17 protein-coding genes are annotated in these 19,926 nt (G+C 61.4%); 8 read left to right on the top strand and 9 right to left on the bottom strand.

The window, feature by feature from the left end; all coding sequences use genetic code 11:
- Positions 1–7: 7 nt before the first annotated feature.
- Positions 8–1,147 (bottom strand): MFS transporter, encoded by a 1,140-nt coding sequence (locus GOB83_RS03155; protein WP_086647235.1) that lies wholly within the window; start codon positions 1,145–1,147, stop codon positions 8–10.
- A gap of 19 nt (positions 1,148–1,166) precedes the next feature.
- Between GOB83_RS03155 and GOB83_RS14820 the strand changes: the two genes are divergently transcribed.
- The gene (locus GOB83_RS14820) at positions 1,167–1,337 is read left to right on the top strand and encodes a hypothetical protein (protein WP_206752406.1); all 171 of its coding nucleotides are present in this window, start codon (positions 1,167–1,169) and stop codon (positions 1,335–1,337) included.
- An 11-nt stretch (positions 1,338–1,348) separates the two neighbouring features.
- On the opposite strand, the gene GOB83_RS03150 is transcribed toward GOB83_RS14820, so the two are convergent.
- Positions 1,349–1,888, bottom strand: a complete 540-nt coding sequence (locus GOB83_RS03150; RefSeq protein WP_086647234.1) for a DUF1269 domain-containing protein — start codon at positions 1,886–1,888, stop codon at positions 1,349–1,351.
- Between the two features lie 201 nt (positions 1,889–2,089).
- Here GOB83_RS03150 and GOB83_RS03145 point away from each other — a divergent pair, with 201 nt between their 5' ends.
- On the top strand, positions 2,090–2,488 hold the full coding sequence (locus GOB83_RS03145) for a hypothetical protein (RefSeq protein WP_086647233.1): 399 nt from the start codon (positions 2,090–2,092) through the stop codon (positions 2,486–2,488).
- 139 nt (positions 2,489–2,627) lie between these two features.
- Here the strand turns inward: GOB83_RS03145 and GOB83_RS03140 are convergent, their stop codons facing one another.
- Both GOB83_RS03140 and GOB83_RS03135 read right to left on the bottom strand, forming a co-directional pair.
- Positions 2,628–3,224 carry a histidine phosphatase family protein gene (locus GOB83_RS03140; protein WP_165925221.1) on the bottom strand — a complete coding sequence of 199 codons (597 nt, stop codon included), beginning with the start codon at positions 3,222–3,224 and terminating at the stop codon, positions 2,628–2,630.
- Between the two features lie 7 nt (positions 3,225–3,231).
- A complete protein-coding gene (locus tag GOB83_RS03135; protein WP_086647231.1) occupies positions 3,232–4,164 on the bottom strand; it encodes a ribose-phosphate pyrophosphokinase in 933 nt (310 codons plus the stop codon).
- A gap of 700 nt (positions 4,165–4,864) precedes the next feature.
- Between GOB83_RS03135 and GOB83_RS03130 the strand changes: the two genes are divergently transcribed.
- From GOB83_RS03130 to GOB83_RS03115, 4 genes are all read left to right on the top strand, one after another.
- On the top strand, positions 4,865–6,328 hold the full coding sequence (locus GOB83_RS03130; RefSeq protein WP_165925220.1) for an MATE family efflux transporter: 1,464 nt from the start codon (positions 4,865–4,867) through the stop codon (positions 6,326–6,328).
- A 22-nt stretch (positions 6,329–6,350) separates the two neighbouring features.
- Entirely contained in the window at positions 6,351–6,560 is a 210-nt protein-coding gene (locus GOB83_RS03125; protein ID WP_086647229.1) for a hypothetical protein, read from the top strand.
- 9 nt (positions 6,561–6,569) lie between these two features.
- Complete coding sequence (locus GOB83_RS03120; protein ID WP_086647228.1) at positions 6,570–7,148, top strand: YqaA family protein; 579 nt, start codon at positions 6,570–6,572, stop codon at positions 7,146–7,148.
- Positions 7,149–7,299: 151 nt separating this feature from the next.
- Positions 7,300–8,307: an SDR family oxidoreductase gene (locus GOB83_RS03115; protein WP_165925219.1), complete on the top strand. Its 1,008-nt coding sequence runs from the start codon at positions 7,300–7,302 to the stop codon at positions 8,305–8,307.
- Positions 8,308–8,421: 114 nt separating this feature from the next.
- Here GOB83_RS03115 and GOB83_RS03110 read toward each other — a convergent pair whose 3' ends face one another.
- The 3 genes from GOB83_RS03110 to GOB83_RS03100 form a co-directional block, all read right to left on the bottom strand.
- The gene (locus tag GOB83_RS03110; protein ID WP_165925218.1) at positions 8,422–10,302 is read right to left on the bottom strand and encodes a Hint domain-containing protein; all 1,881 of its coding nucleotides are present in this window, start codon (positions 10,300–10,302) and stop codon (positions 8,422–8,424) included.
- A 121-nt stretch (positions 10,303–10,423) separates the two neighbouring features.
- Positions 10,424–11,329 carry a 4-(cytidine 5'-diphospho)-2-C-methyl-D-erythritol kinase gene (locus GOB83_RS03105; RefSeq protein WP_086647225.1) on the bottom strand — a complete coding sequence of 302 codons (906 nt, stop codon included), beginning with the start codon at positions 11,327–11,329 and terminating at the stop codon, positions 10,424–10,426.
- Complete coding sequence (locus GOB83_RS03100; RefSeq protein WP_165925217.1) at positions 11,326–13,191, bottom strand: tetratricopeptide repeat protein; 1,866 nt, start codon at positions 13,189–13,191, stop codon at positions 11,326–11,328. Before GOB83_RS03100 ends, GOB83_RS03105 begins: the two co-directional genes overlap by 4 nt.
- A 183-nt stretch (positions 13,192–13,374) precedes the next feature.
- Between GOB83_RS03100 and GOB83_RS03095 the strand changes: the two genes are divergently transcribed.
- Positions 13,375–14,220 carry a uracil-DNA glycosylase gene (locus tag GOB83_RS03095; protein WP_194301277.1) on the top strand — a complete coding sequence of 282 codons (846 nt, stop codon included), beginning with the start codon at positions 13,375–13,377 and terminating at the stop codon, positions 14,218–14,220.
- Positions 14,221–14,431: 211 nt separating this feature from the next.
- Positions 14,432–16,369 carry a transglycosylase SLT domain-containing protein gene (locus GOB83_RS03090; protein ID WP_165925216.1) on the top strand — a complete coding sequence of 646 codons (1,938 nt, stop codon included), beginning with the start codon at positions 14,432–14,434 and terminating at the stop codon, positions 16,367–16,369.
- 224 nt (positions 16,370–16,593) lie between these two features.
- Here the strand turns inward: GOB83_RS03090 and GOB83_RS03085 are convergent, their stop codons facing one another.
- The gene (locus tag GOB83_RS03085) at positions 16,594–17,895 is read right to left on the bottom strand and encodes a hemolysin family protein (protein WP_086647241.1); all 1,302 of its coding nucleotides are present in this window, start codon (positions 17,893–17,895) and stop codon (positions 16,594–16,596) included.
- Between the two features lie 255 nt (positions 17,896–18,150).
- Complete coding sequence (gene hpnH / locus GOB83_RS03080) at positions 18,151–19,362, bottom strand: adenosyl-hopene transferase HpnH (RefSeq protein WP_086647240.1); 1,212 nt, start codon at positions 19,360–19,362, stop codon at positions 18,151–18,153.
- Positions 19,363–19,926: the final 564 nt, after the last annotated feature.

Genomic DNA, 19,926 nt, shown 5'->3' with positions numbered 1-19,926 from the left:
ACCCCGTTCAGCCCTGTTTTCTGCCACTCACCACAAACCGTCCGGCCCACAGCACCAGCAGGGCAAGCAGAGCAATACCCGCACTCCATGCCAGCACCGCGTAAGGGCCGGCGGCACCCAGCACGACCCCACCGCACAAAGCGCCCCCGCCAATACCGGCATTAAAGCCGGTCACGCTAAAGGAGCATGCGGCCTCGCGCTCATCCGGAGCCAGTTCCATGGCGTAACTCTGGGGGGCCATGTTCATAACCGCGCCAACAATCCCCCACACAACCATATCCACCCAGACCAGACCGGGCCACCAGCCTGCCGCCACCATAATGCCGTGGCTGGCTACAAGCGCCGCCGTTGCTACCCCAATCAGCCGTCCGGCAGAACAGGGTAGCCGCCCCCCCACCCAGTTGCCGCCAACCCCCGCAACGCCATACACCAGCAGTAGAACGGGAATAAGCCGTTCAGGACTATGCGGAATGGTTTGCAGGAGCGGGATGATATACGTGTAAGCCGTAAAATGCGCGATAATCACCAGCATTGTCAGCACGGCAATATAAACGAACACGGGCTGGCGGAGCAGGCGCAGCAGGTCCAGCCGCCGCCGCTGGGCCGGCATGGCGGGCAACAGCACCAGAGCTGCGGCAAACACCGCCAGAGCCCCTGCACCGCAGGTTAAAAAAGCCGCGCGCCAGCCCAGCCATTGCCCAATGGCGGATACAAGGGGAATACCCCCGGCAAACCCCACCGCAACCCCTGTAAAAGCCCAGCCTGTGGCCCGTGCCACGGGTATGTCCGGGGCCAGACGGACCGCAACCCCCGCAATAACCGACCAGAAAATACCATGCCCCAATGCCAGCATAATGCGTAGCACGGCCATGAGCGCATAATTGGTGACAAAGGCGCAGGCTATATCCACCCCGCCAGCCAGCAGCAGCAGGCTGGCCACAAGTACCCGCCGGTCCACGCCAGAAGTCAGCAATGTTAGCGGAATGGCCGTTAACGCCACCAGCCAGGCATAGCCTGTAACCAGCAGCCCAACCTGCGCGGGGGATACATGCAGCCCCTGTGCAATATCGGTCAGCAACCCAATGGGCATGACCTCGGTCACAAGCCATATGAACGCCCCGACCGAGAGCATGACAAGACGTACCATGGCAGCATAACCCGACAGAATGGAAAAGAAGGCAGACGTGCCCCTACTATGCCAGCCCCGCCTGCACAACCACGCAGAAAACCGTAAGGGCTGGCACGCTCTACTCAGACACGGCACGCCCGATACACCTACCCATAAAAACAGGGGGTGGCGGGCATATGCCCGCCACCCCCTGCATGCACCGGATTAAAACGCTGGAGTTCAGGCCACAGGCTGAGCGGGGGCTGAGGCATCGCCCAGAGCCGCCTTGAGCCGTGCTTCTGCTTCGGGGGAGAGGGACGTCTGCAAAATACGGGCATGGCCCTTGAACTGTTGCAGATCGGCCAGAACCTTATCCGGCTGGGATTTGCGCACCAGCACAAACAGGGCAGAGGTGTTGGGGGGAATGGTATCGCTCAGTTTGGTAATAAACCCGTCATCAATCCCGTAATCGGACATCTTGCCTGCCAGAGCGCCTGCACCGGCCCCAACGGCACTGCCAATAACAAAGCCTGCCAGTGGGTTAAGGCACAAAAGCCCGACCACCGCACCCCAGAACCCGCCAGAGAACAGCCCCCAGGATGCACCCGCTTTTTCCAGATTAACGCTCTGGTGCAAACGCGGCTTGCCGGTGGCATCCCGCGTGACCACAACGGCATCTTCCAGGTCCAGCAGATATTCCTTCTGCAAGGTGTGGCATTCGCTCAGCACCTTGGCGGCATCATCAATATGGTCAAAGCCCAGCACGATCAGATCAGACATGGTATTTCCTTGCTTTTGCGGCTTTCCCCCAAAAAGGGGCAACCACGTGAACCCTACGTAATGTAGGGAGCGGGCAAGGCCTTTGCCAGAGTGCTGCGCACAGGGCTGCCAGATGTTTTTTATTTAATATTCCGCCCTGCAACTCCACCGCCCTGCGGTCCGTTGCACCTGTATCTCCTTTTTTAACAACAGGGGGCTACCATGACATTCCTTAACACCGTCTCCAATGCCATCACGCATGTGGGGGATTTTATTACCGGCGCCACGGGCGACAAATCGGGCCTGATGACCGCACTGAACGAAGTGCTCGGCCCCGTCCCCCGGCCCGACCTGCCCAGTAAGCTGGAAAAACGCGCACAGGCCATGGGCATGATCAGCACCATACGCCGCTGGCAGAGCGCACCACACAGCCCACCCGCAACCGAGGCAGAAGTGCGGGGATTCTTTTTGCAAGAAGAACTGGACTGGTTTTCTGAACAGACAGGCCTTTCCGACCTGGCAACCATGAAGATGATCCGCAAGATGCTGCCGCAATGCGTCAGGCTGCGGGCCATCCATGACCCGTCCCTTTTCCCGCAGCCGCCCACGGTTCGGGAATGAGCCGCCAACCCGCCTGACCTGATGTGGCAGGCATACGATGCCCCCACATCAGGCACGGCTTACTGTACCGCACCGGGCAGGCACGCTGGCCCAACGCAGTTAACAGGTGCAAAAAAACCTTCTGGTCAGAGGCGTAATATCAGGGGAGTTCGCTCAGATTCCAGCCGGTCTGTGCATCATGCACCGCACTGAGCGGAATGGCGTTGGGCAGGCGTACATTGGCTGGCAGGGCCATAACCGCGCGCAAGGCCCGGAACAGCGCCCCGTGGGCCACCACCAGAGGTAACCCATCTGCTGCCGTGGCGCGGTTAAGCGCACGGGCAGCCCTGCTTTTAAGCTCGGCAAACGGTTCCGCCCCCGGTGGGGTGTACTGCTCGGCTATCCAGTCATCATACCAGTCGGCAATCGGCTGGCCTTCCTGCTCGCCAAAGCAGACCTCGGCCAGATCCTCATCCACGCTCAGGGAGAGTTGTGGCAGGCCGTAGGCGACCAGTTCATCCCGCACAATCTGGGCCGTACGGTGGGCACGTTCGAGGGGGGAACACACAATGCGTGTAATGGCCCCCGCCCCTTGTGCGCGTATGGCCTGCTCGATCAGCCTGCCAGCCTCCACCGCCTGATCAATCCCGGTCTCGTTCAGCGGCACATCCGTACGCCCCTGAGAAAGACCGGCCCTGTTCCAGTCCGTCTGACCGTGCCGCAGATACCAGTATGGACGGGGGAGAAGCACGGTCATGGCACCTTCAGTCAAACAGGGACGATACGGAGCTTTCGTCCGATACAGCACGCATGGCGCGCGCCAGCAGGCCGGAAATGGTGATCTGGCGGATATTGCTGGCCGCCATGACCGGTGCTGTTGCCTGAATACTGTCTGTCAGGGTCAGCATTTCAATCGGGGACTCGGCAATACGGGGCACGGCCTGCCCGGTGAGCACACCGTGGGTAACGTATGCACCAACCGATGCCGCACCCTGCTGGGCAATGGCGCGGGCTGCGTTGCACAGTGACCCACCGCTATCCACAATATCATCTACCAGCAGGCAGTGACGCCCCTTGACGTCGCCAATCACGTTCATGACCTCGGACACGCCTGCGCGCTCACGCCGCTTGTCAATAATGGCCAGATCGGTGTTCAGGCGCTGGGCAAGCTGGCGCGCACGCACCACCCCACCCACATCGGGGGAGACAATCATAAGGTCGCGGTCACCGTACTGGGCGCGAATGTCGCGCACAAACAGGGGGGCTGCGTACAGATTGTCCACCGGAATATCAAAAAAGCCCTGAATCTGCATAGCGTGCAGGTCCAGTGTCAGCACACGGCTGGCCCCGGCTTCCACCAGCAGGTTGGCAACCAGCTTGGCGCTGATAGGCGTACGGGGGCCGGATTTGCGGTCCTGACGGGCATACCCGAAATACGGAATAACTGCCGTAATACGTTTGGCCGACCCGCGACGCAGGGCGTCCAGCATGATCAGCAGTTCCATCAGGTTGTCATTCGTGGGCGTGCAGGTGCTCTGGATGACAAAAACATCCTCACCGCGCACGTTTTCATGAATTTCAACAAACACTTCCATGTCCGCAAAGCGGCGCACGGTTACGTTACACAGGGGCAGGTTCAGCTCTGCTGCAACGGCCTGGGCCAGTGGCAGGTTGCTATTACAGGCGACGATTTTCATGACAAGGACGGTTCCCGGCCTCAGCTGTTACACGAATTAGGAAGGAAGACTGCAGCGAGGGGGGTTTAGCAACCGCGCGCCCCATTGTCATCCACCCTTCGGCCTGCCTGATGCGTCCGGGGTGCAGGCGTGGCCTAAAAGCCGCGCATCTCCGCCCTGTCCATGATCCTTAACTTGCGCAAATCCGCCCTTTTCTCTAAATGGGAGCGTTGCGGTCGGGCCGGGTACGGGCCTGTGTTCCGGGCAAACTGCCCGCACGGGCAACACCGCCTGGCAGGTTCAGCCCTTGCTAGTCTGGCGCACAACACCCCGCCAATGGCTGTTTACCGCCACATACGCCGTACCTCCGCCTCTTCCGCGCGGATATTCACGCTCCAGAATACCCCCGGCAGGCAGCCGCAGGCCCCTTGCCAGCATGGCATATCCCCTTAGCATTAATTGCATATCTACCATGCGCAGTACGCATAAGAATCCAACGTAACTCATGGGCCCATCACTGCCGGGTCGGGCACACATGGGCACATCCCCCGCCCGGCATGGCCACACGGGATTCACGCCCCCACGCCATAAATCAGCCGAGCCATGCGGTTTAATCCACCAACAGGTTATTCGCAGCGCCGCCCGGACGTGACATACTGCCCGGCTGTAATGTCCGCCCGAGCGTGCCCATACGCAACGAGCAAGCCCCAACGGAGCCAGCATGACCCGGCCACCCCCGCCCGGCAGCCGCCATAAAGCCTGTTTTACAACAGGCAGCATCATGCGGCACGTGCTGGTCATGGCCGGAACGGGGGCCATCGGGCTTATGGCCGTGTTTGCGGTTGATATGCTCAACATGGTGTATATCAGTCACCTCAACAACACCGCCATGACCGCGGCCATTGGCTTTGCCAGTGCTGTTATTGGCCTACAGATTGCCATTTCCATTGGCCTGACCATTGGCATAAGTGCCGCCACAGCGCGTGAGATCGGGGCCGGACGGCATGAGGAAGCCCGCTGCCTTGCCGCCTCTTCCATGATTGTCATGACCGTGGTCACGGGGATTCTGGGCCTTGCCACGGCCATGGAGGCCGCCCCCATCCTCCACCTGTTTGGCGCACAGGGGCAAACCCTGACCGAAGCCACAGCCTACCTGCGTATTCTCAGCGTTGCCCTGCCCCTGATCTGCGTTGGCATGGGTTGCTCGGCCCTTATGCGCGTGGTGGGGGATGCCAAAGGCTCCATGCATATTACCCTTATGGGGGCCGTGGTGGCGGCCGTGCTGGACCCGCTGTTTATTTTCGGGCTGCATGAAGGGCTTGTGGGGGCTGCCATCAGCACCACCTTCTCCCGCATTGTGGTGGCCGGGGCCGGGCTGCGTGGCGCCCTGCGGCACAGCATGCTGGCCCGCCCCTGCCTGCGCCGCATTGTGCCCGACACCCGCCGGGTGGCTGGCATATCGCTCCCCGCTATCCTGACCAATCTGGCAACACCCGCAGGGGGGGTGTACGTCACGCGCGCCATGTCCGGCTTTGGGCTGGAAGCCGTGGCCGGGCAGGCCTCTATTGAGCGCATGGTACCGGTACTGTTCTCGCTCGTGTTTGCGCTGACTGGCTCGGTCGGCCCGATCATGGGCCAGAATGTGGGCGCGGGCCGCCCCGACCGTGTGCGCCAGACCCTGACAGCCGCACTTAAGCTGGTTGTGCTCAGCGTAGGGCTGACCTGGGTTGCACTCTACTTTGCGCAGGACCTGATTATTGCCATGTACAATGCACAGGGGAATGCTGCGGCACTTCTGCACCTGTTCTGCACATGGACCATTGGCAGTTACCTGTTTGTTGGCATGCTGTTTGTTGCCAATGCCGCATTCAACAACCTTGGCTTCCCCCTGTATTCCACCGCGTTCAACTGGGGGCGGGCAACGTTGGGCACCATTCCGTTTGTTCTGCTATGCGCGCATTATGGCCCGCAGGGGGTACAGGTGGGGCAGGCCATGGGTGCAGTGCTGTTTGGGTCATTTGCGGTCTTGACTGCATTCCGTGTCACGCAAACACTCACATCGTCTCCCACGTCGCACCCTCCGGCGCAGGATATGCGGAGCACGCCAGTTTCTGACGTGCCAACCACCAGTGCAGAAGCCGCCATGGCGGAACTGGACGAAGTGGAAAGTGCCTCCGACCTTTAACCGAGGGAACAGGAATACGCACATGTCCAAGTTGACCACGCAAGAACGCAATGCCCTGCCCGATAGCGCCTTTGCCCTACCCGGCCGCCGCTACCCCATACCAGACGCCACCCATGCAAGGGATGCCCTTGCCCGCGCGAGCGAAATGCTGCATCGGGGCAACCTGACACAGGCGGAATACGACCTGATCCACAGCAAGGCGGAAGCCGTGCTGCGCCAAGAACGACTGTAACGGACCTGAATGCTCGATAAACTCTACGCCCGCGTTCTGCGGCATGCCGCCAGCCCCCACGCGCCTTTATGGCTGGCGGCACTGGCTTTTGCAGAAGCCAGCTTTTTCCCTCTCCCGCCGGAAACGCTGCTTGTCCCCATGGTGCTGGCACAAAAGGACAAGGCATGGCGGTACGCCGCCATCTGCACCGTGGCCAGTGTGGCCGGTGGCCTGCTGGGCTGGCTGATTGGCGCGCTGTTGCTGGATACGCTGGCAAAACCCATTGTGCATTTTTACCATGCCGAACACACACTGCTCTCCTTGCAGGAAAAATTCCGCCAGTGGGGGGTATGGATCATTCTGTTCAAGGGGCTGACCCCCATCCCCTACAAGTTTGTGACCATTGCCAGCGGCATGGCGCATTTTGCCATTCTGCCCTTTATGTGCGCGAGCCTTGTAACCCGTGGCGCGCGTTTTGCGCTGGTGGCGGGCCTGCTGCGCCGCTTTGGCCCAACCATTCAGGATTTTCTGGAAACCCGCCTGCCGCTGGTTACGGGCGTATTCGCCCTTGCCCTGCTTGGCGGCTTTTTGGCGCTGCGCTACCTGTAGCCCCTTAACGGGGCCATATGGCCCCTATGGCGCACAAGGCAGGCGCGCTCTGACACGCCTTGCGCTCCACCCCCTGCTCGCGCAGGTAGAAAGACCCAGTTTTTAACACCCCATCCACACCACCAGAACCAACGCGGGAGGCACATCAGGCATGGCAACTCAGATTGCGGTCATTACAGGAGCAGGTTCGGGCATTGGCCGTGCAGCAGCCCGCGCACTGGGGCGCGCGGGGTTTGATGTCGCCCTGCTGGGGCGGGACAAGGAACGCCTGGACGCCACGGCACAGAATCTGGCCCAGCATTCCGTCCGCTCCCTTGTCATCAGCGTGGACGTGGCCGACGCACAGGCCGTGCAGGACGCCGCCAACCGGGTTGAAAGCGAACTCGGCCCCATTTCTGTCTGGGCCAACTGCGCGGGGGCCACAGTTGTTGGCCAGGTTGCAGCCCTGAATGCACAGGACATCGCACGGGCCACGCAAGTTACCTATCTTGGCAGCGTTAACGGCACACTGGCAGCCCTGAACGTTATGCGGCGCAGGGGACAGGGGGCAATTATCAACCTTGATCTGGCCCCCACACTGCGTGACCTGCCCCTACAGGCAGCAGAGAACGGCTCCCGCGCGGCCCTGCGCGGCTTTTGCAACAGCCTGCGTACGGAACTGCGGCATGATGCAGACCATATCCGCATTGTTATGGTGGACCTGCCTGCCATTAACACCCCGCATTATGGCTGGACCCGCAACCTGACCGGCAAGCGGCTCAAACCCTTTGGCCCGGTTTACGAACCAGAAGTTGCCGCAGAGGCCATTTGCCGCGCGGCCTTTACTACCAGCCGCTCCATTTCCATCGGTTGGGCCAACAGCTTTGCCGCCCTTTGGCGTCTGGCTGGCCGCAGCTGCCGCGAGGCCCGGCTGGCCAGCCACGGCTACAAAGCCCAGATGAGCCATGACTGGGCCGAGGGCATTCAGCCAGATGACCTGTACAACCCGGTACCCGGCGCTTACGGCGCCGAAGGCCCGTTTGAAGCCAACGCCCGCAGGCTGAACAGCCCGTTTACAATTTTTGTCTCATCCGGTCTGCGGGCCAGCCTGTTTGGTGCGCTCGCGGCCATGGGGCTGAGTGCGGCATTCAACCACATCCGCCAGTGCCGCAAAGACTGATCCCGCACGATCAGGGCCGTTAAAGCCTTCCCCCCTGCGTACCCCACCTCTGGCGTGGAAGCGCAGGGGGGGCGGAGTTATAAAAAACTACCCCGCCCTGCAAAACTCATTTGTTCAGGCCCGTAACCTGCCATCCCCCACCCCGGCCAGAGGCGGCACAACAAATGGCCCCGCCGCATGGACCTGAATGGTCAGCAGCCCGATCAGCCCTTCCTTTACCCCCTTGAGCGGTAATTCGGCATAACCTGTGGTCCAGCGGCTTATTGCGTTGGCTTCCATAACATGCCAGCCGGGCCATGCGGCGCCCTCCGCCCGCAAATGGCATATCTGGGGCACATGTCGGCCACCACTAAACAGGGTTATGCCCCCTATTTTGACCCCAAAAGTACGCCTGCCATCCCCATAAGCACCATGAGCAGCCGAAGGCTGGGTGGTGCGCGAGGTGAGGAAAACCTTTTTCACCCCGACTGGCAGCATGTAAAAGCACCTGTCTCCCTCACGCCGCAGCAGCCTGATACGCTGCCCCCGATCCGTGACCAGAAACAGGTCCGGGTCCATGCTCAGTTCCGGTACAGCCGCAAACGGCCTGCACCCCGGCACGCTGGGGCCGCGTGCGCGCAACTGGGCAAACATGGCTGCCAATGCCGCCCGCTCCACCTGCGGGGATGGCAGAACCTCCTTCTCCCACACATGGGGGGCCGCACGGCCCACACGCACGACCCCACCGGCCCATGCCTCTGCCTGCCCTGCCTCCTGCGCCAGATAAAACTCTGTGGGTACGCCATTGGCTACAAGAACAGCATGCGTTTCTGTTTGCATAAGGGTGTAATTATAGCTGGTAATACTGTGATCATAAAAAATACTGCCACCATTCACCAGCAGGCGTACGGGCACAAAGCGCCCGTTATGCAAAACGGTATGCTGGGGGGTAAGCAGCAGGTCCCGGTCGGGCAGGTTCTGCCCCAGTGCATGGCGCAAAACGCGAATGGGGTAGCCTGCCTCCTCCTCCGCGCAGTCGGGGCGGACCTGCACATGCCCGCGGGCAACCCACAACAAGCGCTGGGTTGTCATGCCACCCTTGCTCCACACATCTACAAGGCTACCGGCCTGCAATGCCTCTACCTCTGCGGGAGCATTTGCGGTGTGGATATCCGTGCCCTCAATAAAGCAGGCTCGGGTACGGGTCTGGCCTTTTGCCGCCGTAATGCGCAGCGGGCAGCGTGTATCGGCCACATGGTATTCCCCGGCATCCAGCACGGCACCCTGGGCCAGTTCCACGGTAAAACGCCCGACTTCTTCCTGCCCCTGACCGTACAGGACAATGCTCCGGCAATGGCGGTCCGCGCTCACGCGGCAGGTCACGACTGGCTGAGCACTATGGCGGACCTCGATCATGGCCTGTTCGGGGTTGTAATCCATGATTGCAGTGCCAGACAGGTCAAACGGTGCATAATCCGCGTGGATCACCACCGTACCGCCCCCGGCCCCAAAGCGCACCGTGGCCCCGCACAGCACATCGGCCAGCCCAGCCCCGCAGGAGAACACACCCCCATAGGCAATGTTCAGTTCCACACCATCAAGTGTGGCATTGGGCTCCGTGGGGGCAAACATGGCGTACCCCCCCACCACATACACCCGCAAACCAGCGGGCGCACCAAGGGCCACACCCAGCAGGGCATTACCACCTATGTAAAATGCACTCCCCAACGGAGCGTGCCCGGTAGCGGGGCCTATGCCAAACGTGGCGTGCACGCCCGGCGGCACAACATATGTGCCCCCCGCAGGTGCTGGCACGGCACGGGACGACCCGTGCGTGCCTAAAAGGACATTCCCGTTGGTTTGTCCGCCAAAAATGGCAGGGTGAATAACACCGGCATAAATGCGCGTACCATCGGGGGCGGTCATGGCCACATGGTAGCCGTCGCGCACCCCCAGAAAACCCTGATGGTCCGTAATTGCGCAGCTTACGCCATTGGTATTGACATAATGCACCATCGCCACCCCCCTCCCCTGTAAAATACCCTGAAGGAAAAGGCTTAGTGGCCGAATCATAAAAAATGGTTAATGAATCTTTATACGCTATACGCGTTGACGATAAATTAACTCTGTAGGCGCATTATACCAGACCGCCCCCCCACACCCACCATGCGGAGTGTGCGTCTTCCAGCCGGTCTGCGGCCTGCCGTGCTGCCTGCGGTGTGGCAAACAGCCCAAAACATGTTGCGCCAGACCCGCTCATACGGGCCATAAGACAGCCATCCTGCCCGCCAATATCCGCCAGAACATGGCCAACAGGGGGGCAGACAGCACAGGCGGCCTCTTCCAGACTATTCCCCTGCTGTTTGAGAAAAGCCACTACATCGGCAATATCGGCCCAGTTATCAGGCAAGGGAGCGCGCGGCAGAAAAGCCCCGTCCCGGCGGCGGAACACCTCGGGGGTGGAAACAGCCTGCCCGCAATTTACCAGAACCATCCCGCATTCGGGCAGGTGGGCGGCGGGGGTCAGGTTTTCCCCTATTCCTTCCATCCGCATTGTCTGGCTTAGCAGGCAGACGGGCACATCCGCCCCCAGTGTCTGGGCCAGTGCAAGCAGGTCTGCGCGGCTGGCCTGCACGTTCCATGCCCGGTCCAGCAGGCGCAGGGCCGCAGCGGCATCGGCCGAACCTCCGCCAATGCCAGAGGCCACAGGCAGCTTTTTTTCCAGCACCAGTGTACCGCCCGGCAACCGGGTCTGGCTCCCACGCAGCCCCTGCAGCGCATGGGCCGCACGAAGCACAAGGTTGTCCGCCCCCGTGGAGGCAGCATCCAGCACACGGCCAAAACGGCCGGTAACATGCAGGCTCAGTGGTTCGGGGCCGGGCTGGTAGTGCAGCACATCGCCCGCCCCGGCAAACACCACCAGACTGTCCAGCAGGTGGTACCCATCCGCCCGGCGGCCGGTAACGTGCAGGTACAGGTTAACCTTGGCGGGGGCTGCCTCTGTAAATGCAAAGGTGGAGACATCCAGTGCTGCAACGGTCACGGCGTGTGCTTTCCTTGTTCCTGAACAGGTTGTGCGGGGGCGGGTTGCGCGGCCGGAACCGGCTGTGCCGCAGGGCTACCCGCCCCGGCAGGAGGTGTGGGGGGAACACCCGCTTTTTGCAAGGCCGCCCGTATAAGGCTTTCATCCGCCGGGCTGGGGTGTAAGCCCAGCGCCACATTCCACTGGTCCACGGCTTCGGTCTTGCGGCCAATACGCCAGTAGGCCTCGCCCAGATGGTAGTTTACCTCCGGGTCTTCCGGTGTCTGCTCGGCGGCTTTTTCCAGCAGGGGAATCCCCCCCGCCAGATCACCCTGCTCCACGCGCACCCAGCCCAGACTGTCTGTTATGGCGGCGTCCTGGTCATCCAGCGCATGGGCCTTGCGCAAAAGCTGTTCGGCTTCGGCCAGGTCTTCATGCTGTTCGACCATGCCGTAACCCAGAAAATTGAGTAAAAGCGGCTCATCCGGGGCATAGGCCAGCGCAGCGCGGGTATCATTTTTGGCAGCGGCCCAGTCCCCCGCTTCATGGTAGGCCATGCCGCGCAGGAACAGGAGCGTCCAGTCCGGGCTTTTCTGCACGTTGGCCAGATCAATTGCACGGGTATAGGCGGCTATGGCGGCCTTCCAGTCCTTGGTCTGGCTGAAGGCGTTACCCAGCGAGCGCTCTATAATAATCTGGCCCGGCACCTGCTGGGCAAGATGCTGGAGGAGCGGTATGGCCTCGGCCGGGTGGTCGTTGGTGGTTTCCAGTACTGCAAGGCGCAGGGTCGCGACCATGGCCAGCGGGTCCTGCGGGGGAACGCGCACCAGTGTTTCGCGCGCGGCGGCAAAATGGTGCTCGTCGTCCTGAATTTCTGCCAGCATCAGGCGGGCATCAGCCAGCGTTGGGTCCATGGCCAGCGCAAAGCCCAGCATCAGGCGGGCGGCCTCATTAAACTGGAACAGGTTGAGCGCACTGCCCTCCCCTTCCATTCCCTGCTGGGCCTGCTCCCGCGCCTGCTGGCGGAGCAGGAAGGCGGTTAGCACATAGGCACGGGCGATTCCCTCCCGCGCGGATGTCACGGGGTAATGGGCGATTTCCGCCTGCAGGGCGGGGCCTGCCAGCCCCAGAATGGAGTCTGTTGCCACCAGTTTACGAATAACGGCCCGTGCCTTGTCCTGCTGGCCATGGTTCCATAGCCACGCCGCGTGGGAGCGAGTCAGGAGCATGTCGTAGCCGGGCATGGCTTTCTGGGCCTGCACAAACAGCGCCCCCGCCCGGTCGGACTGGCCTGCCACCTGCGCAATAAGTGCGGCATGCAGGGTATAAAACGGCATAAGACCGGAGCCGGGCACATGGAGCAGGTTTTCTATTGCCTCATCCGCGTGGCCCTGCGCCTGCTGGCACCACGCCAGCAGCAGCGGCACAATCAGGCGGGCCATGGGGTCGGCCCCGGCACGGTGATAATACTGCACGGCCTCGGGCCATGTGCCGCGCATAGCTGCGTCATCCCCCAGAACAAGGGCGGAAATCACACTCCTGTCCTGTGGTGTTTTATCCACAACCCGGGCCAGTTCCACCGCCTGAGGGGCACCAACCATGACGCTGCGTACAAAAGCCTGCCGCAACAGGTCCGCATCCGCCGGGTCCGCCTGCAATGCCTTGCGGAAGGCCTGCGCTGCCTCAAGGTCATCCCCCAGACGCACAGCCACGATCCCGCGCAGGTAAGCCTCCGAATCGACATACCCGTGCCCGGCTTGGGCGGCGGGGCCGGTTTTATGGTGTAAAACACGTGCAGACTCAGGCACCGCCGCCAGCGCAGGCGACACCAGCATGGTGGCAGACAGCAGGAAAACCGTAGGCATAAGACGACAAAACAGCATAAGAACCCTATTCAGGCTGAGACGGCAGCACCGGGTTGCCGCGGCTGGCGGCCCACATCTGCCAGCATAGCAAATGAGGAACGACATGAACGGCTGGCTTTGTCTCTACCGCGCTCATGCCAAACCGCCAAACCATCCGCTCCATATTCTGGTCCACCCCGTGATTGTGATAGGGGTGGGATAATGCACGACGCCCTCTCCCTCCTCCGCCTCTATACCGAATGGGGGGTGGATACCGCCGTAACCGACACCGCCACAGACCACCGCCTGAGCGGGGCCGGCGCGCACCATCTGCCACGCCTGCCCAACCCCGGCAAACCCCGCCAGAGCGCGCCAGCCGTGCAGGCTCCGCCCATGGTAGCGCCCCATACCCTGCGGCAGAACCCCACCCCTGCGGCGGGGAGTGAAGGCGGCATTACCAGTCTGGGCGAGTCCATAGCCCTTGCCCAGCAGGCCGCCGCACAGGCAAGCACACCGGATGCCCTGCGCACTGCCATGGAGCAGTTTGATGCATGCTCCCTGCGCGGCACGGCCATGCACACACTCCTGCCCTCCGGCCCGACCAACGCCCCGCTCATGCTGATCGGGGAAGCCCCTGATGCGGATGAGGACCGGAGCGGCCATGTTTTTGCCGGCCTGTGCGGCACCTTGCTGGATACACTGCTGGCCCCGCTGCCACTGGAGCGCAGCCAGTTAACCCTTGCCACCGCCCTGCCGTGGCGCCCTCCCGGTGGCCGCCCCCCATCGGATGCGGAGCAGCGCATCTGCCTGCCCTTCCTGCACCGTGCGATCACCCTGTTTGCCCCCCGCCGCCTTGTGCTGTGCGGCCGCCTGCCCGCAACCATGCTGCTCGGCAAAGACACCCCCGCCGCACGGCGCGAATGGGGCACGCTGGCCCTGCCCGGTCTGGGGGATGTACCGGTTCTGGCCATGCGCCACCCGCTCCAGCTCCGTGCCTCCCCCACGGCCCGGCGGGAGATATGGCAAACGCTTATGCTGGTGATGAAAACACTGCGTGACACGCCATGAAGCAACCAAGGGGATAGTGGCAATATCCCCACACCCGTCACAAAGAATTACAGCATGAAATAACGCCAAATACCTTTGAAAAACAAAGAACTCCAAAAGCAACAACCGTTGCGTTACGCCAAAGCGCGCAATGGTTTCTCCAACACGCCAACCAATGTTTACACAGAGTAAACTTGCTTTTTGCGCGCAAAAAGCCTAGACCCCGCCAGCCATGCGAGCGATAGGTCAAATTCCTCATCAGATCGCGGCAAAAGCCTTTTTGGCTGGAGCCGCTCTTTTGGCCAGCGCTTCCGTCACCACGACGAGAGCCCATGCCAGTTCCCCGGACCACGGGGCGGAACCGCACAGCGAAGAGCTGGCGATGGTTCTGCCGCGCCGGGCTTTTCCGGAAGGCGATGATCTTGTACTACCCAGACCACTGCCACAGGATGTAGCAACCAACATCCGTGCCGTTTTCCGTCTCCAGCGCATGGGTGCGTTTGCCGAGGCGATCAACAGCACCACCCACCTGACCGACTCACTGCTGCTGGGTGAGGTGGAGGCAAACCGCTACCTCAACCCCAGCTACCACCCCAGTGCGACCGAGCTACGCAACTGGCTCAAGCAATACACCTCCTACGCGGATGCTCCGGCCGTATGGGCGCGGCTTGCCGCCCTACCCGAACGGGGTGGGCCCATGCCCGCAGCCCCTTCCACCGAGCATCTGGCCCCCGAACACGCCGCCCTTGCGGCAGGGCCGCTGCAGGAGTTCACCCGCAACCCCATGCTGGACCGCACCTTGCGTGAACGCACGACATGGGGCCTTAAAGGTGTGCATAGTGCTCTGCACCTGATCAGCATCACGCCGGGTATGACCCCTGCGTATGCCGCCCAGTTGCAGGCCGAAACCGCACAGGCCATGCTGGCCGCGGGTGAAACCGATCTGGCGCTGGACATCAGCCGCACAGCCAACACCGTATCCCACGGGCGCAATGCGCTGGCGGGTTATGTGGCCGGGCTGGCCCTGTGGCAGAAGCAGGACTACGCGCAGGCCAGACAGTTTTTTGAACGTGCCTCCCACGCACCGCGCGCCACGCCGGAAATGCGGGCCGCAAACGCCTTCTGGGCCGCGCGGACGCACGAAAAAACCAACAATCCCCACAGCCAGCACCTGTGGCTCCAGCATGCCGCCACCTTCCCCCGCACGTTTTACGGGCTTCTGGCGAACACCATGCTGCGTGCGGCAAACACCCCACACAAGCTGAGCGAACGCCACGGCCTTGCCAGCTTTGCTCCGCTGGAAAGCTCGGGCGCTAACAGCCAGAGCACGGCCTCCGCCCCGGTTCTGACCGAAATTGACATAGAAGCCGTGGGGAATACCGAGGTTGGCCGGCGCGTATTTGCCCTGCTTCAGGTCGGGGAGCCGGAAATAGCGGAAAACGCCATGCGCCGCGCATGGCCCAACCTGCATGACGTCACCCTCGCCCGGTCCTTCCAACTGGTAGCCGGGGCGGCGGGGCTGCATGACCTTGCGCGCGAAATGGAGGATTCCCTGCAAAGCCAGGCAACCTCCGCGCAAAGCACGGACGATGCTCCCCTGCCACAACTGCGCCCACGCAACGGCTTTACCATGGACCCGGCACTTGTTTACGCGCTGGCCCGTGTGGAATCCAACTTTGATGCCCGCGCCGTATCCGGCGCAGGGGCCCATGGGCTGATGCAGATCCGCCCCATAACGGCCGATTTTGTGACCAGTGCCTCTGCCTCCAACCCCAACCACAGGTTTGAGCGCTCGGCCTCTGCCCTGCATGACCCCAGCCTTAATCTGGAAATCGGGCAGCGCTACGTGCAGTATCTGGCCAAGCTGACCCAGCAGGCCAACCATACCGAAGCACGGGGCGGGGACATCATCCGCCTGCTGGCCAGTTACAATGCAGGCCCCAACGCACTGGCCCACTGGGAGAATCTGGCGGCATCCTCGGATGATCCGCTCATGTTCATGGAACTGCTCCCCAACCAGGAAACCCGGAACTACGTCCACCGGACCCTGACCTATCTGTGGCGCTATGCTGCAAAAATGAAGCTGCCCACCCCTTCCCTGAGTGCTCTGGCACACGGCACATGGCCTGACTTTGCGGATGAAACCGCTCTGGCCAGCACCCTGCATTAAATCAATGCAGGCTCAGGGGGCTTTCCCTTCGGGGAGTGTGGGGTAAGCACCTTACAATCCGGCCTGAGCATTCGCTTGCACAACAAAGGGGCGCTGGCATAAGCCAAGCGCCCCTTTGTTGTATCTCCCCTGCCAGAACAGGCCGGGCACCATACAGGCACACCCCACACCGGCCCGGCACACAGGCCGGGAGCGGGGGGAGGTGCGCCCGGTCGGGTCTTCCCTCAGTTCTCCGCCAATGCCTGACGGCTGGCCCGCACACGGGCCACACGGCGGCCTTCCACTTCCAGCACCTCAAACAGCCAGCCATCATAGGCCACCTTATCCCCCGCCGCAGGCACACGCCGCAGCAGGGCCAGCAGTAGGCCACCCAGAGTGTGGTAGCTGCCTTCCTCCGGCAAAGAGCGCAGGCCCAGCATATCCTTGATCTCATCCACCGAGGCGGTTCCTTCAAGGCTGATCACAGCATCGGGCGCAGGCACGTTGGCGGCGTGGTGGCTGGACTGGGGCTGCTCGTGCGAGGTTTCCCCCACAATGGCGTCAAACAGGTCTGCCGGGGTCACGACCCCTTCAAACGCCCCGTATTCGTCCAGCACGAAGGCCATACCCAGACTGATGCTACGCATACGCTCCAGCATATCCAGCGCGGAAATGCTGTCCGGCACCACCACCATCGGCCGCATGCCCGCCTCAATGGAAACAGGCATGCCCTCAAGCACCCGGTCCAGCATGTCCTTGGCCAGAATAACGCCCACGGGGTTATCCACCCCCCCTTCGCACACCACAATGCGGGCGTAGCTGGTCTGCTTGAGCACCTGCACCAGTGCCTCACGCCCAGCATGGCGGTCTATCCAGCACAGTTCGTTTCTGGGCGTCATAATTGCCCGTACAGGCCGGTCTGCCAGCCGCAGGAGCCGCTCGATCATGCTGCGCTCCTCGTGCTCCAGCACGCCCAGACGCGCTCCTTCGGCTATGTAGGCTTTGAGTTCCTCTTCCGTCAGGCTCTGGTTGACCGCATCACTCGCCCCCATCAGGCGCAGGACCATGTTGGAGGAAGCCCGCAGCAGCATGACTACCGGGCCCGTGACCCTGGCCAGCAGTTCCAGCGGCATGGCCAGACGGGCGGCCATTTTTTCCGGCTCCCGCAGGGCAAGCTGCTTGGGCACCAGTTCCCCCAGCACCAGCATGATGGCGGTAATGAAAACCACCACAACAACCATGGAAAGCTGCGGGGCAAAGGGTTTGAGAAGGGCAAAGCGTTCCAGAATGGGGGTCAGGTGCGCCTCGATCTGCACACCACCAAACGTGCCTTCCAGAATGGAGACAAGCGTCATGCCTACCTGCACCGTGGGCAGGAAGATCTGCGGGTCCTCGGCCAGCCGCATGGCCCGGTCTGCACCGCGCATACCGCTCTCCTGCAACTGCGCCAGACGCGGCTTACGCACGGAAATAAGGGCGAGTTCACCCATGGCGAACACGGCGTTGAGGAAAACCAGAAAGAAAATAACAAGAATGGAAAGTGCCATGGGTAAAACCAACACGCCTTTATGCTGTAGCGGGCTTTGCGCAACAAAAGCCTCACGCGCACGATAAGGGATGATCCCGCGGGAGACCAGCGCCGAACATGCGACCCTCCCTACCGGCCAGGTCCATGCAGCGTGTGTATGCCTGACCATCGGATAAAGCGGACCAAATCGGTATTCTTTTTACGGCAGGCACAAAAAAACGGCTCCCGAAGGAGCCGTTTTCTGTCTCGCCTAACCGATTCGCACAGGGCCGAATCAGTCTGCGGCACTGCTTTCTGCAGGTTCAGCAGCCTTGGGGGCCTCGTCATTCGCACCTTCGGTACGCACGACCTTAACCCGGGGAGCCTTGGCGGGCTTGCGCGCCGCAATGGCTTCCATCTGCTCTTCCACCTGCTTGGAAAACACGTACTGGGCCGGACGCTGGTTAGCCAGAGAGATTTCCGGCACCATCGGCTTTTCGGTTTCGGGGCCAAACAGCGCGACCTTGGCAATGTGCCAGGGACGGCGGACGGCATCCATAACAGCGGTGGATTCATAACCGGAATGCACCATGCAGTCGGCGCATTTTTCGTAGTTACCGGTGCCGTAATCGTCCCACTTGGTGTCGTCCATCAGCTCACGGAAGGACTTGGCGTAGCCTTCACCCAGCAGGTAGCACGGGCGCTGCCAGCCAAACACGTTACGCAGGGGCTTACCCCACGGCGTGCAGTGGTACTGCTCGTTACCGGCAAGGAAGTTGAGGAAGAGCGGAGACTGCGTAAACCGCCACTTCTTGCCCTTGCCCAGACGGAACACATCGCGGAAGAGCTGCTTGGTTTTCTGCCGGTTGAGGAAGTGCGCCTGATCGGGTGCACGCTCGTAGGCATAGCCCGGTGCGGTCATGATCCCGTCCACGCCCATGGCCATCACTTCATCAAAGAAGTTGGCCATACGCTGGGGGTCTGCCCCATCGAACACGGTGCAGTTGATGGACACGCGGAAACCGCGCGCCTTGGCCTTTTTAATGGCGGCAACTGCGCGTTCGTACACCCCGTCCTGACAGACGGAGGCATCGTGCATGGTCTTGTCGCCATCCAGATGCACATCCCACGAGAAGAAGGGGGATGGTTCGTAATCGTCCATCTTCTTTTCAAGAAGCAGGGCGTTCGTGCACAGGTAGACGTACTTCTTGCGCGCGATCAGCCCACGGATGATTTCGGGCATTTCCTTGTGCAGCAGCGGTTCCCCGCCGGCTACGGCAATCACTGGTGCGCCTGCTTCCGCATCCGCATCCAGACATTCCTGCACGGTCATGCGCTGGTTGAGAATAGCCGCTGGGTAATCGATTTTTCCGCAGCCTGCACAGGCCAGGTTGCAGCGAAAAAGCGGCTCAAGCATGAGCACCAGCGGATAGCGCTTGCGCCCCGTAATATGCTGTTTGACAACGTAACTGCCGACCCTGACGGCCTGCATTATCGGTACGGCCATAAACCCCCGCTTTGGCGCATCCACTTAACGCCTGTATCGTGACTGGTAGTAAGACAAGTCAGTATTGAGTATGTCCATAAAGCGCGCGACCGGACCTGCTGCCTGCCTGGCCTGCTACTCCACCCGTGGACTGTTAGAAGGAGCAACAGGCGCGGAACATGTATAGCCACGCGTGTATGAGGTATTCGCCTGCATATAGGTGGCCTCGTTTGTCAAGCTCAAGTCTTTTTCGCTACCTGTTGCAAAAAAGACACAATCAGCAGCGAGTTTTGTTTCCGTGCTTGCGTTCTTTCACAAAACATTAAACCAAACCCCATTGGTTCGCGATGTCTGTCGGCATGTTAACGCGATGTAAGGCACGCCGGGGAACAGCATACCCTGCCTGAAAAAGGCAGTTATGTGCCGTTTTCCGCTAAAAAGAAGATGGAAACAATCGCATGGACAGTTCTAAAAACCAGAACGCCGCGTCACCGATTCCCACTTTTGGCCGTTTTCCTGCGCTGGATCGTGTTCGGGTTCCTGCGGACCTGCGCAACCTGTCTGTTGAGCAGCTCAAGCAGCTTG

This window comes from Acetobacter fabarum (assembly GCF_011516925.1).
GTDB lineage: Bacteria > Pseudomonadota > Alphaproteobacteria > Acetobacterales > Acetobacteraceae > Acetobacter > Acetobacter fabarum.
Note: the sequence above shows the minus strand (reverse complement) of the source record. Positions and strands in the feature narration are given on the sequence as shown.

Coding starts and splice junctions, on each gene's coding strand:
- GOB83_RS03095 (WP_194301277.1), top strand. CDS start 13,375: ATGCACGACGCCCTCTCCCTCCTCCGCCTCTATACCGAATGGGGGGTG.
- GOB83_RS03120 (WP_086647228.1), top strand. CDS start 6,570: ATGCTCGATAAACTCTACGCCCGCGTTCTGCGGCATGCCGCCAGCCCC.
- GOB83_RS03130 (WP_165925220.1), top strand. CDS start 4,865: ATGACCCGGCCACCCCCGCCCGGCAGCCGCCATAAAGCCTGTTTTACA.
- GOB83_RS03110 (WP_165925218.1), bottom strand. CDS start 10,302: ATGGTGCATTATGTCAATACCAATGGCGTAAGCTGCGCAATTACGGAC.
- GOB83_RS03155 (WP_086647235.1), bottom strand. CDS start 1,147: ATGGTACGTCTTGTCATGCTCTCGGTCGGGGCGTTCATATGGCTTGTG.
- hpnH (WP_086647240.1), bottom strand. CDS start 19,362: ATGGCCGTACCGATAATGCAGGCCGTCAGGGTCGGCAGTTACGTTGTC.
- GOB83_RS03115 (WP_165925219.1), top strand. CDS start 7,300: ATGGCAACTCAGATTGCGGTCATTACAGGAGCAGGTTCGGGCATTGGC.
- GOB83_RS03085 (WP_086647241.1), bottom strand. CDS start 17,895: ATGGCACTTTCCATTCTTGTTATTTTCTTTCTGGTTTTCCTCAACGCC.
- GOB83_RS14820 (WP_206752406.1), top strand. CDS start 1,167: ATGGAAAAGAAGGCAGACGTGCCCCTACTATGCCAGCCCCGCCTGCAC.
- GOB83_RS03150 (WP_086647234.1), bottom strand. CDS start 1,888: ATGTCTGATCTGATCGTGCTGGGCTTTGACCATATTGATGATGCCGCC.
- GOB83_RS03145 (WP_086647233.1), top strand. CDS start 2,090: ATGACATTCCTTAACACCGTCTCCAATGCCATCACGCATGTGGGGGAT.
- GOB83_RS03090 (WP_165925216.1), top strand. CDS start 14,432: ATGCGAGCGATAGGTCAAATTCCTCATCAGATCGCGGCAAAAGCCTTT.
- GOB83_RS03140 (WP_165925221.1), bottom strand. CDS start 3,224: ATGACCGTGCTTCTCCCCCGTCCATACTGGTATCTGCGGCACGGTCAG.
- GOB83_RS03100 (WP_165925217.1), bottom strand. CDS start 13,191: ATGCTGTTTTGTCGTCTTATGCCTACGGTTTTCCTGCTGTCTGCCACC.
- GOB83_RS03125 (WP_086647229.1), top strand. CDS start 6,351: ATGTCCAAGTTGACCACGCAAGAACGCAATGCCCTGCCCGATAGCGCC.
- GOB83_RS03135 (WP_086647231.1), bottom strand. CDS start 4,164: ATGAAAATCGTCGCCTGTAATAGCAACCTGCCACTGGCCCAGGCCGTT.